Annotated in this window: 11 protein-coding genes and 4 tRNA genes; 3 read left to right on the forward strand and 12 right to left on the reverse strand. The window is 30.0% G+C overall.

Going from position 1 to position 12,588, the window contains the following annotated elements; translation table 11 throughout:
- From KSU54_RS00135 to KSU54_RS00160, 6 genes are all read right to left on the reverse strand, one after another.
- Complete coding sequence (locus tag KSU54_RS00135; protein ID WP_226814572.1) at positions 1 to 1,362, reverse strand: MATE family efflux transporter; 1,362 nt, start codon at positions 1,360 to 1,362, stop codon at positions 1 to 3.
- Between the two features lie 2 nt (positions 1,363 to 1,364).
- Positions 1,365 to 2,120: a putative ABC transporter permease gene (locus KSU54_RS00140; RefSeq protein ID WP_009009628.1), complete on the reverse strand. Its 756-nt coding sequence runs from the start codon at positions 2,118 to 2,120 to the stop codon at positions 1,365 to 1,367.
- A 56-nt stretch (positions 2,121 to 2,176) separates the two neighbouring features.
- Positions 2,177 to 2,252: transfer RNA gene (locus KSU54_RS00145), tRNA-Ala, on the reverse strand.
- Between the two features lie 18 nt (positions 2,253 to 2,270).
- Positions 2,271 to 2,347: transfer RNA gene (locus KSU54_RS00150), tRNA-Ile, on the reverse strand.
- Between the two features lie 26 nt (positions 2,348 to 2,373).
- Positions 2,374 to 2,450 (reverse strand) — tRNA-Ile (locus KSU54_RS00155).
- 26 nt (positions 2,451 to 2,476) lie between these two features.
- A tRNA-Ile gene (locus KSU54_RS00160) sits at positions 2,477 to 2,553 on the reverse strand.
- Between the two features lie 180 nt (positions 2,554 to 2,733).
- On the opposite strand from KSU54_RS00160, the gene KSU54_RS00165 reads away from it, so the two are divergent.
- Both KSU54_RS00165 and KSU54_RS00170 read left to right on the forward strand, forming a co-directional pair.
- Positions 2,734 to 3,210 (forward strand): glutathione peroxidase, encoded by a 477-nt coding sequence (locus tag KSU54_RS00165; RefSeq protein WP_003537204.1) that lies wholly within the window; start codon positions 2,734 to 2,736, stop codon positions 3,208 to 3,210.
- A 188-nt stretch (positions 3,211 to 3,398) separates the two neighbouring features.
- Entirely contained in the window at positions 3,399 to 3,893 is a 495-nt protein-coding gene (locus tag KSU54_RS00170; RefSeq protein WP_003537203.1) for a putative ABC transporter permease, read from the forward strand.
- A 12-nt stretch (positions 3,894 to 3,905) separates the two neighbouring features.
- Here the strand turns inward: KSU54_RS00170 and KSU54_RS00175 are convergent, their stop codons facing one another.
- From KSU54_RS00175 to KSU54_RS00185, 3 genes are all read right to left on the reverse strand, one after another.
- Positions 3,906 to 4,214 carry a hypothetical protein gene (locus KSU54_RS00175; protein WP_008790970.1) on the reverse strand — a complete coding sequence of 103 codons (309 nt, stop codon included), beginning with the start codon at positions 4,212 to 4,214 and terminating at the stop codon, positions 3,906 to 3,908.
- Between the two features lie 281 nt (positions 4,215 to 4,495).
- Positions 4,496 to 5,230: an N-acetylmuramoyl-L-alanine amidase family protein gene (locus tag KSU54_RS00180; protein ID WP_009009626.1), complete on the reverse strand. Its 735-nt coding sequence runs from the start codon at positions 5,228 to 5,230 to the stop codon at positions 4,496 to 4,498.
- 121 nt (positions 5,231 to 5,351) lie between these two features.
- Positions 5,352 to 6,212 (reverse strand): helix-turn-helix domain-containing protein, encoded by an 861-nt coding sequence (locus tag KSU54_RS00185; protein ID WP_003537199.1) that lies wholly within the window; start codon positions 6,210 to 6,212, stop codon positions 5,352 to 5,354.
- A 187-nt stretch (positions 6,213 to 6,399) separates the two neighbouring features.
- Between KSU54_RS00185 and KSU54_RS00190 the strand changes: the two genes are divergently transcribed.
- Entirely contained in the window at positions 6,400 to 8,331 is a 1,932-nt protein-coding gene (locus KSU54_RS00190; protein WP_050754563.1) for a putative bifunctional diguanylate cyclase/phosphodiesterase, read from the forward strand.
- 64 nt (positions 8,332 to 8,395) lie between these two features.
- Here the strand turns inward: KSU54_RS00190 and KSU54_RS00195 are convergent, their stop codons facing one another.
- The 3 genes from KSU54_RS00195 to KSU54_RS00205 are packed head-to-tail and all read right to left on the reverse strand — an operon-like array spanning position 8,396 to position 12,557.
- Positions 8,396 to 10,342, reverse strand: a complete 1,947-nt coding sequence (locus KSU54_RS00195) for a BglG family transcription antiterminator (RefSeq protein WP_117791854.1) — start codon at positions 10,340 to 10,342, stop codon at positions 8,396 to 8,398.
- Positions 10,343 to 10,353: 11 nt separating this feature from the next.
- The gene (locus tag KSU54_RS00200; RefSeq protein ID WP_003537193.1) at positions 10,354 to 11,793 is read right to left on the reverse strand and encodes a glycoside hydrolase family 1 protein; all 1,440 of its coding nucleotides are present in this window, start codon (positions 11,791 to 11,793) and stop codon (positions 10,354 to 10,356) included.
- Between the two features lie 11 nt (positions 11,794 to 11,804).
- Complete coding sequence (locus KSU54_RS00205) at positions 11,805 to 12,557, reverse strand: class I mannose-6-phosphate isomerase (protein ID WP_254878342.1); 753 nt, start codon at positions 12,555 to 12,557, stop codon at positions 11,805 to 11,807.
- Positions 12,558 to 12,588: the final 31 nt, after the last annotated feature.

Consider the following 12,588-nt stretch of genomic DNA (forward strand, 5'->3'; position numbering starts at 1 on the left):
CTAACCTCCTACAACTGCAATATTTTTAACCCAGCGTTCTTTTTTAAAGAAGTAGGTTGCAATTATTAATTTTATCAAATCCAAACTTTCAACAACGATATATAACGAAATTAAAGAAATAGTCGTAAATGACGATAATAGAGTTGAAACCAGTACTCCAGCAGCCCACAAAAAACCTGAATCCATAATCATCGTACTAACAACATCTCCACCCGCCCTTAAAATAAAGAAGATGCAGACATTAAAAGCATAGATATTAATCATTATCGATTTAATTCGAACCAATCTTACGATTGCTTCTTTAATTGGTATATCAACATTATACAGATTAGGAATCAGTGGTGCCAATAAAAAACATATCATCCCAATCATTAACGATACCATCAATGCAAAACATAATAATTTACGCGCATTATCTCTAGCCTCATCAAGTTTATTAGCACCTAATTTATTTCCTATCATGATCGACACAGCTGAAGATAGACCACCAAAAACAATAAACATTATATTAGCTACTGTGTCAACAACAGATATGGAAGCCACTAAATATTCGTCACATCGCATATATGACATAAAAATTAAAGCTTGTCCCAATGAAAACAAAATTTCATTGATTGTCAAAGGAATTGCTTTACGAACAATACTGGTTAATAAGTTGACATTAATTCTAATTATCCCTTTTAAATCAAAACTAAAGAAATGTTTATTTCGATATAAAATAATCAAATATATTGCCATTTCAACAAGTCGAGCAATAATCGTTGCAATAGCCGCCCCTTGAATTCCCATTTTAAAGAATCCAAAATTTCCAAAAATCAAACAATAGTTTAATGCGGTATTAGTTATTACTGCTACTATCCCCACTTTTAGCTGAATCTTGTTAATACCAACTGCTCGTAAAGCCATCATACAAGTGAACGAAACAGCAAAAGGGATATATGTATATTTAGCAAGATGTAAATATTTAATCGCCTCATCAACTATAATCGGTGTTTTAGAAAACAATTCAATTGCGTATTGAGGAAAAATAAAAATTATTAATGTAAATAAAAGTCCTGCCCCAACCGCAAAAGCCATATTAATATTAAATACCTCTTGGCAATTTTTCTTCTGCTTAGCCCCGAAAAATTGAGCAATATAGATTCCCGCCGCTCCACATAACCCAAATAAAATTGAGTTCATAATTAGAAAAAAACGATTTGCCACCGTTACTGAAGTTAATGCAATATTGCCAATACTGCCAATCATTACATTATCAATTAAATTTACAAACGTTGTGATAAACTGTTGAGCCATAATTGGAAAAGCAATACTAATAACAGTTCTATAGAATTGTTTAGTTCCAAAATATTTCTTCAGCATCATCACTCATCCTTTTTTCTCTTTAATAAATCAGGGAACGCACGTATCAAACGCCGGTGCCCATATTTAAACAACTTCTTTTGTCTAATTAATGATTTTAAGACGATTTGCTGCTTTTGCCATTCTAGACGCTGTTTTTCAATATATGCACGTGCTTCATTTTGTTTTTCCTCAATACTTGCAATCAATCTATTTTCACTTTCTTCCAGTACTTGTTTTACTAATTCTAATTTCTTTTCAATATCCAATGCTACATGTGTTGATACAATTGTATCAACAATAAAGAGAACTGATAAAACCCCACTTAAGACAAATAAAATATTTTCATCAACTAATAATAGCTTACTAGTAAAAAAAGGCTGAACATAATCGATTGCCACAACACTAAATAAACCAAAACAAATAAAACCCTCTAAACAAACACGACCATTCAAATTAAAAGCCTTTTGGCTATAATCCCACCAGCGTCGATGGAACAGTTTCTCCATTACATACGAAGTAATATATTCTAATAAACAAGCTACTACCCCGCCACTAATAAATAAAGTATAAATAGGATAATTAACCTGCTGAATATCAAATAAAACAATTACCAGCATTGCACCAAAACCATAAATAGGAATCCAGGGACCATTTAAAAAACCTCGATTATATGGTTTTTGATGCCGTGATAAAGGCAAAATGATTGATTCCCAAATCCACCCCATTAAACAATAAATAAAGAATGAAACCACAAGAATTATCAACTTTCCAGTCATATTTTGCCTCCTTTAAATAAATTAAAAAGTCTGCCAAAGCAGACTTAATATACAATTGGTGGAGCCTAGCGGGATCGAACCGCTGACCCCCTGCGTGCAAGGCAGGTGCTCTCCCAGCTGAGCTAAGGCCCCAAAATATTAAAATATATATGGTGGGCCTGAATGGATTTGAACCATCGACCTCACCCTTATCAGGGGTGCGCTCTAACCAACTGAGCTACAGGCCCATATATATCTATTTGCAATTAACTAATGGTGGGCCTGAATGGATTTGAACCATCGACCTCACCCTTATCAGGGGTGCGCTCTAACCAACTGAGCTACAGGCCCATATATATCTATTTGCAATTAACTAATGGTGGGCCTGAATGGATTTGAACCATCGACCTCACCCTTATCAGGGGTGCGCTCTAACCAACTGAGCTACAGGCCCATCAATCAACTGCCCTAATATAATAGCATGTAGATTCTTTACCGTCAAGCATTTATTTATAATTTTGACAATTTTTTTTATTTCTTAATTTTATCAAAAAAATCGTCATTGCATATTATTTGTTTGCATATCTAAATATTGTTATACTTTGATTATAGTTTATATTTAAGGGAGGCAATTATGAACTTATATGAAATAGAAGTATTAGATAATAACAATCAAACAATCTCACTAAATAATTATAAAGATCAAGTTTTACTAATCGTCAATACAGCAACCGATTGTGAATTCACCGAGCAATATGATGATTTAGAAGAACTTTATGAAAAATATCATAATTATGGTTTTTGTATTCTAGATTTCCCATGTAATCAATTCGGTGAACAAGCACCTGGAACAATGGAAGAAATCATGTCTTTTTGTGCGGATACTTATGGTGTTAGTTTTCCGCAATTTGCTAAAATCGAAGTCAACGGCCCAAATGAATCACCACTTTATACATATTTAAAAGAAAAACAAGATAGTACTTTATCAAAACGAATCGACTGGAACTTCACAAAATTTTTAGTTAATCAAGAGGGTGATGTCGTTGCCCGCTTTGAACCGTTAGTAAAGCCAAGAGAAATTGAAAATAATATTAAAAAATTATTAAAATAAATCTTTATAACAACATACTTGCATTGCAACATAATAAAAACTACTAAATTGAATGAACTTATTATTTTAAATCAAAAATAATAAGTTCATTTTTAATATTAATATTCATCGTATCTGATACCTCATCTTTAAGATAAGATTCTTGTATATTCCTCTTTTAATTACATATATTATTAAAGGAGGTAATAATGGTAAAATTTGCAATTTATACATTTTTAGGATTTATTCTTGAGTCAGTATATGTTTCAATCTTAAAGAAAGAATTCTATCTATCGGGATTACTAAAAGGACCGTTTATCCCTATCTATGGCTTTGGTGCATTATTGATTTTAAGCATTGTCCCTTATCATACTAATAATTTTGAAATCTTTTTTTATTCACTATTCGGCTGTACTGCCCTAGAATATTTGACTCACTTTTTCTTATCATATGATTCACAAATAGAAGTATGGAATTATGGTAAAATACCTAGCAATTATACTAGCCGTATTTGTATGTTCTATAGCTTGATGTGGGGATTTTTAGGAATTATTTTAGTTAATTACATCGATCCATTTATTAATAGCCTTCTAATTAATTTAAATTATTATGCTGTTAATATTATCGCACTCATATATATCCTTATAATCCTATATCAATTTTATAATCAGCAATTTCAAGTAACAAAAAAGCAGCCTAAATAGGTTGCCTACATATTAGATTCTCTTTTTTCTCATCGCATCAAATGCTTTTAATAAAATTGCCTTAACATCAAATAAAGCATAAGCACCAATTCCGATTATATCAACCGGACAACGTACTAAACGCTCAATTTTAATTTGTTCAAAACAAATCAAAGGACTTAACAAGACAACATCAGCATCAATTCGGTTTTCTAATGCTTCAGCAATTGAATAAGCTTGAATTTCACATTTTACAGAGCCTTTTTCAGATTCTTCAATCAGCTTTTCAACAAAAAAATCACTTGGTATTTCTGTATCCCACAATAAAACAATTTTTTTCATCTTGCTAAACCCCTTTCTTTTATATTTTGGTATAATTTGTTGTATTTTATCCATTAATTTATCACATTAAAAACTTTTTATAAGCAAAAATTATTTTTTATACACACAAATATATCATTTACAAGAAAAGATGTAAATGCTTTCATTACTATTTATTATATTTTTTTATTGTTTTTGACAATATATTTTATTATTTATATTTAAAAAACTCCTATAAAATGAAGCACACTTCCATAACTCAGCCAACTAAATTATAGAGTGTACTTAAAAAAGGAGTTTTTCTACGATAATATCTTTTCATAATCCTTTGGATCAATTGTATCTTCTGGATATTTCTCACGATATTTTTCAATCCCATCACATATTTTGACTGCTAATTTTTGATGATACTTACTACTTTGCAGTTGTCCTCTTTCATTAGCATTAGAGATAAAACCACATTCAATCAATACTCCGACTGTCTGGGTTGCCCGTAAAACTCGGAAATCTGCACCTGAAATGCGTTTTGCACTTCCTGTAACTTCTTTCATCGTAGTTTGTATTTCACTGGCAAGGCGCTTTCCTTTATCACTGTTTTTATAATAAAATACTTGGGAACCCCAAGCACCTGAGGCTGGAGCTGAGTTTAAATGAATACTGATTAAATAATCACTTTTATATGAATCTATCTTTTTAACCCTTAAATACATATCATCCTGTTTTGAATAGTGATGATTTCGTTTGGTCATATCCTGCTCGTCTTCACGAGTCATATTTACTGTTGCCCCTCGACTTTCAAGTTCTTCTTTCAAGGCATATGAAATTTTTAAATTTAATTCCGATTCATAAATTTTTCCAACACTTGCACCATTATCAAGGCCCCCATGTCCGGGATCAATTACTACTGATACATTTTTTAATGGTAAATCTTTGCTTACGGCCACATCATTTTTAGGATAAAAATAATGTCCCGCAAGATACAATGCTGCTGTAATCGCTATTATAAGATACGTTCTCTTCACAAAATCACCTAACAAATTATATGCAGTAACGATTCTAATAATGCTAAAAACGCGTAAAACTAATTACACGTTTTTTAAGTATTTATCTATAAAGATGCGAATAAAGTGAAAACACGTCATTTAAAATGATGTATTTTTATGATCGTACTTTAGCCCAAAGTTCAATATAACAATTTTCCTGATAAGGATTATAATATTTTTGAACCAGAAGATCATCTGGTTCAAGACGATGTTCAACAAACCAAACTTCATACAAATATCGGCTAGCCTTATATAAAGCTTCATTCACTAATGATTCAAAATTTTCTGCTTCATAACTACATACTACATACTTACCACTAGGAATAATTCGTTGTTCACAATCAATTGACGGTCTATCAATTTCAATCCCTACAAAATAATTAAATAAGGCAGGATCATCACTCAATGTTAAAATATCTACTACTACCGCATCTTGAACATCTAATTCCTGGTACAAAGAAACTATGTTATTTATCTTCGGTTCACCTAATTCATCTACTTTAGCCATTTTGCTTTTACCATAAAAAATTCGATCATTACAAACTTGTTTTTCATTTATCTCTAAAACCATCCCTTCTACGATCAATGGCACGCCAGTATCAATTACAACATAATTAAGCTGTAAATCTGGTTTAATGAAATGATCTAAATGAATTTTTTGATTACGATAATCATCTGGTGTAATTTTATAGACTTCTTTAAAAGCCCGAGTAAAAGCACTATGTCCAGAAAAACCACAGGCTATTGCAATATCTAAGATTCTTTTTTCCGTATTTTTTAATTGATTGGCAGCTTTTTCTAAGCGCCGCAGCTTCACATAATCATTCACAGTTTTTTTAGTTAAACGAAAAAATAATCGCTGATAGTAGTATTTTGATAAATGAGCAATTGCTGCTAATTTATCAATATCAATCTCTTTATCATAATTTTCTTCAATATAATCAAGTGTCACCTGAATCTCTTGCCATGCATACATATTTAATAACCCCTTTCTTAAGTTACTTATAGTCTACCAATTAAATTATCTCTCTGTTTATCTGTCAATGCCTTTATTCACAAATTAGAGTTAAATAAATTTTTGAATGTCAAAAAATCTTTATATCTATTAACTTTATGTGATTGATTTGTGATATAATCTATAAAGAATACATTATAGGAATGTGGTGAAAATATTGATTTGGGATATCACGGCAGAACTTGTTTCAGCAATAACATTATGCATTATTTTAGTCTATGCCCGTAAAGGAAATCTTCTACCAACCGTAAAAAATAAAGTTTTTCAGTATTGTTTATTCATTACTTTTCTTTCAGTCAGCTCTAATATTATTTCAACAACACTTTTACAAAATTATAAGCAAGTACCATTATTCTTTAATAGCTTTTTTCTACTAATTTACTATTTAAGCACACCGTTAATGGGCGCTATCTATTTCATCTATGCACTAGCTAATATTTATGATGAAAAAGAGGTCAAGAAATATGCTGCACTTTGCAGTTTACCATCAATATTATACGTTCTTTTAGTTTTTAGTAATTTCTATACGTCGTTGCTCTTTTCGTTTGATCAAGTATCCGGTTATCAACAAGGACCTTGGATATTTATTACATATTTAGTCTTTTATATTTATGTCTTTTTTTCATTGATTCTAGTAATTCATAAAAGGAAATCGCTCGAACGAAATGTAAGTTATATTTTAGGGGTATTCCCTTTTATTTCTGCCTTTGTAATCCTATTTCAATATATTCACCCTGAATATATTTTAACAGGTACCGCAGCCACTAGTGCTCTTTTAATTATTTATTTGTATTTACAAAACAAGCAAATGTTCACAGACACATTAACGAATTTGTTGAATCGTCAAGAATTCAACAAGATGATCGATATCTTAATCGATAATAACAAACCTTTTATTGCTGTAGTTATTTCTTTAAAAAATTTTAAGTTTATTAATGATAAATTCGGCCAAGAAATAGGTGATCAAATTCTTTTAGAAGTTTGTCATTATTTACGTTATTTATTGCCTAAGCAGGCAATGTATCGCTATGGCGGAGATGAGTTTGCATTAATTTTTTATAATAAAAAGAATGTAATAAATGCTCTAGAAAAGATTGAAACACGAATGAAAAATCCATGGCAGATTTCAAATATTGACTTTATCATTAGTTATGTAGCTGGAGGAATTGCTTATCCTAAAGTTGCTCATAGCAAAGAAGAAATTATTAACGGTCTAGAATATGCTGTTTCGTTAGGAAAAAAGGATAATGCTCATAATATTAATTTTTGTGTTACTGCAATGATCAAACAAATTAGACGAAAATATCAAATTCTTGACTTATTAAGAATTTGTTTAGAAAACAATAGTTTTGAAGTTTATTTTCAACCTATCTATGATCTCAAAACACATAGCTATTGCAAGGCAGAGGCATTACTCCGTTTACCGGACAATCCACTTGGGTTTATTTCTCCCGAGGAATTTATTCCAATCGCTGAAGAAAATGGGTTGATTGCTCCAATTACTTATCAGGTACTTGATAAAACTTGTCTTTTTATAAAAAAAGTGATTGCTGAAAAAAAGGATTTTACCGGTGTTTCTATTAATTTTTCAGTATTACAATTTATGCAAGATGATCTTGAAAATAAAGTTTTAAAAGTTATTGAAAAACATCAACTGCCTTATGAATTAATAAAAATTGAAATTACCGAAAGTATGCTGGTAACTAATTTTGATGCAATCACAAATTTTATGACAAATATGATTAATCGTGGAATCCAATTCTTACTAGATGATTTTGGTACTGGTTATTCTAATATCACCTATGTCCTTACTATCCCTTTTCAAGTCGTTAAAGTAGATAAAAGCCTAATCTGGCAAGCAATGAAAGATGAGAAAGCTGCAATTCTTATTAAAAAAATGATTGAAGCATTTAATCAAATTGGTTTACATATCTTAGCTGAAGGAATCGAGACGAAGGAGCAAATGGAATTTATGAAAAAATGCGGCTGTGATTTATTGCAAGGTTATTATTTTTCTCGACCAGTATCATTTGATGAAGCTTTAAATGTAATCAAAACAACTAAAATTACCGAAAAATAATAGACATGGTTGTCTATAATAATGACCCGATCTCATTCATTAAGTCCAACGAATGAGGAGCGGGTCACTTTTTCACACTTATATCCTTGATGCCTTTGATAAAGCAAACATAAGTGGGATTATTAATAAATTGATCAAACCCCTGCTCATTGTCACATAGATATCTTAGTGATTTCAATAATCCTTGGGTTCTAACATTTCCTTCAAAATCATCTTGTAAAGTCGAAAAAATGATTATTGATACTTTTTTCTTATTATAGATAATAGGGTTTTTTAGTACAAATACAATTAATAGATTTTTTAAATTTAATTTCATATGACTCGAAAAAATAAGACTATGGCTACATGAATCAATAATCTCTACTTGATCTTTGTCTAGTAAGTTTTTCTTAAATATATCAAATGAAATAGCGACTTCTTTTTTTAATACACTATAGAGATAATCGTAAATTCCATTGATATTATCAATATCAACACAATTAAAATAATATTTCTTATTAAATAAAAATTCACTCATTTCGATTTGTCTTGTCTCCATTACAAGATTTTTAAAGTATCTCATTGTATTGTTATCTAAAAACTCAGATATTAAAACAATTGGGATATTGATATCAATATCCATTGAAATTGTTGAAATGATATAATCATATTGATTTATGTCACACTCTAAAATATTACCTACATTACCAAATAGTTCAATATCAACATACGATCCTATATCAAACAATAACTGCCTATATAATAAATCTCTATTTTGATGATCTAGCGTACATACAAATAAAACTTTCTGTTTTTGGAGTTTTGTTAAACAAATGAACTTTTCGAACAAAATTGTAAAAGACGATATACTGCTCATCGAAACATGGTGGATTGTTTTTTGCTCTATTATATTCTTGAGACATAAAGCAAGTTGAAATGAATTGGAGTAATTCTTCTCAACTTTATTATAGTATGTATTACGCTGTTTTGTATTAAAACTACAATGAAACAATGTCTTATCTACCATAGTAAACAATTCTTCCTTTAAATCTTTCAAAAGCGGTTCTTTAAATATAATAAAAAACTCATTTTCAATTGCTTTTAATGATTCATTGACAATCGTTAAAGACATTTCTTTATTATAATAAAATGACCCTTTATCTTCTTTAGCAAACAATTCAATAGCAATTTGTTTAATCTCATCATAGGTAATCTGGCAATTTATAGTATCTTTAATTTTTAATGCAATCTCTTTTGCAACTTGCATTTCAATAGATAAGTTAAACTCTTCCGGAATATCAATTTCAGTTAATAAATGCTTAGATTTAGCTCTTGAAATCATTACCAATATGTAAACGAGGAAATCAATTAAAGATGTATCAGATAAAGAAACATTATATTTTTTTAACAATGATATAATCTTATAATCTAACATCTCTTTATTTTTATAAAGGCTCTTTAAAAAATCAAACATAATATATGAGTGCTTGTAATTAATGAAAATAATATCTGATAATATAATTCGTTTGTTTTCTTCACGTCCTTCTAAAATCAACCCTACATTTGCTTTAGAGTTTATTTTCAGTTCATGCTTCGCAAACCATTCTCTAAGATTAGACAGTTCCTTAGATAAAGTTGATCTTGATACAAAAATTTCTTCTGCAAGATCATCTATCTTAATTCCTGTGCCGCATTCAAGGAGTCGCTTTGCAACATAAAAAGTTCTATTTATATATAGATAGTAATCAAAATTATGGTTACGCTCATGGTTTTCAATCTTGTTAATAAGCTCTAGTGCCTCCAAATAATCTGTAAAATCTATACGATACCCTTTAGGGGTACGTGAAATCAATCGATATCCAAATTCATTTAATAATTCTTGCACATTAATAATTTCATCTCTAACTAATCTCCTACTTATTCCAATATGATTTGCGATTTCATAAGAGGTTGCATAATCATCTAAGAAAGATAAATATCTTATAATTTGAATACAGTAACTTTCTTGATTAAAAATTTGAGCTCTAACCATAATTAATCACCTCACCAATACTCTACATTATTTTCCAAATCATTACCATTGCTTGCAATACATTTTTTATACCAATAAAATGATTTCTTTGGATATCTCTTTAGGTCCTTTAAATCTTCAACATCCCTATTAATATAAATAAATCCATATCGCTTCAACATTTCTTTGTGGGCACTTAGAAAATCAATACTACTCCAAGCTAGATACCCAATAACATCTACACCATCATTTTCAATCGCAGTTTTCATAGCTTGAATATGTTCTTGATAATAATCTATACGATTATCATCATAAATTTTACCATTAATCATTTCCTCTTTGATACCTATTCCATTTTCAACAATAAAAATAGGTAGATGATAACGTTCGTGTAATTGAATTAATGACAATCTAAGAGCATCAGGATCAATTGTCCAATTCCATTCACTTGCGTTATATAATGGATTTTGTACAAATCCTTTCCCCCATAAAAGATTGTTTTCAAAATCTATTATTGATTCATTTTTAATAGTTCTATATGATGTAACCATCATTGAACGATAATAAGATATAGCTAAATATCCTAATTCTTTAGAAGCCTTAAGTACATCCTCTTGTTCTTCATTATTAAATTCACATTCAATATCTCTTTTTTCCATGAAAGAAACAAAATATTCCGGTAAGTATCCTGATGTCATAATATCAAAGGAAAGATAATTCATGAATTTATGCGAGAATTCACAAGCAATCATATCCCTTGAAGTAGTAGTTGCAGGTTGGAACAAACAATAATTAACCATTCCACCAACCATAGCATCAGGTATTTCTTTTTTTATTGCTAAAACTGCCCTTGCATGAGCAACTTGAATATTAATATATAGTTGAGAATAAAATTCTTCTTTACTCATATAATCAGGCTTATTAGTTCCAGCAACCAAATCACTTTGATATGGAGCAAGATTTGTTTCATTATAAGTAATCCAGTATTTAACTTTATCATTCATTCTTTTAGCAATACACCTTACATGTTCAACATAAAAGTCTATAACTTTTTTATTAAAAAAACCATTATATGCCCTCATCAGATGATCAGGCATATCAAAATGAACTAAGGAAACAACTGGTTCAATTCCCTTCGATAACATATAATCAATCATTTCTTCATAAAAGTCTAATCCCTTTTCATTAGCTTCATCGTCGCCATTAGGATGTATCCGTGACCAAATAATTGAGAAACGGTAAGCTTTAATGCCCATTTCGGCCATTAAATCAATATCCTCTTTAAAATGATGATAATGATCTGTTGCAACCTTAGTATCACTATATTGAGATTCAATCCCAGGTTCAGGTGTAACAACAAGTGTGTCATATACATTTAATCCCTTTCCATCTTCTAGGTAGCCACCTTCTGCTTGAACATTGCTTAACGCAGCTCCCCATAAAAAATCTTTTCTTAATTCTTTCTTTTTCATCGTCTTTCCTCTTATTTTGTGGTCATCATAATTATCATCTGACCATCAAATTCTACTTTATTATTTATAGGAATGATAAAATTATCTCCCATTTTTATTTCAACACCATCAGCCTTTCCACAACCTTTAACAACCGTTGCTAGTTGATAGTTATTATAAATATAGCTACTCAATCCATTTACTTCTAACTTTGTAACTGTAAATGAGTCATTGGATATATAGACAGTTTCCTTAATGTTGTCATATTTTTTTTCAATTGGTTGAACATTATTTTCCATTTTTGATTGATCATAATTTAGACATTCAATAGCTTTATCTAAATGTAATTCACGTTCATTACCTTGAGAATCTTTTCGATGATAGTCATAAAAACGATAAGTAATATCTGTTGCTTGTTGTATTTCATAAACTACACTCCCTTTTCTCAAGGCGTGTAACAATCCAGCCGGCAAATATACAAAATCATCAGATTTCACATCTAGATATCTTATTAGATCATCCCAGTGTTCGTTTCTTATATAATCCTTTAAATCTTCTGGACTTGAAGCATTATGACCATAAACAATATTGTAATTTGGCATTGCTTCAATAAAGTACCAAGCCTCATTTTTCCCGCTATTAAAACCTTCTTTTAAAGCATAAATATTATCGGGATGTACTTGAATACTTAAATCATCTTCAGGACCAACCAATGAAATAATAACTGGGAATGGTTCGTTTGGATGACCAAACAATTCTTGATGACCGTTCCATAATTCATGCAATGTCTTACCAACAAATGGTTCAGTAATACAA

Origin of the sequence: Erysipelatoclostridium sp. MSK.23.31, assembly GCF_019125875.1 — a bacterium.
Taxonomy (GTDB): domain Bacteria; phylum Bacillota_I; class Bacilli_A; order Erysipelotrichales; family Coprobacillaceae; genus Thomasclavelia; species Thomasclavelia ramosa.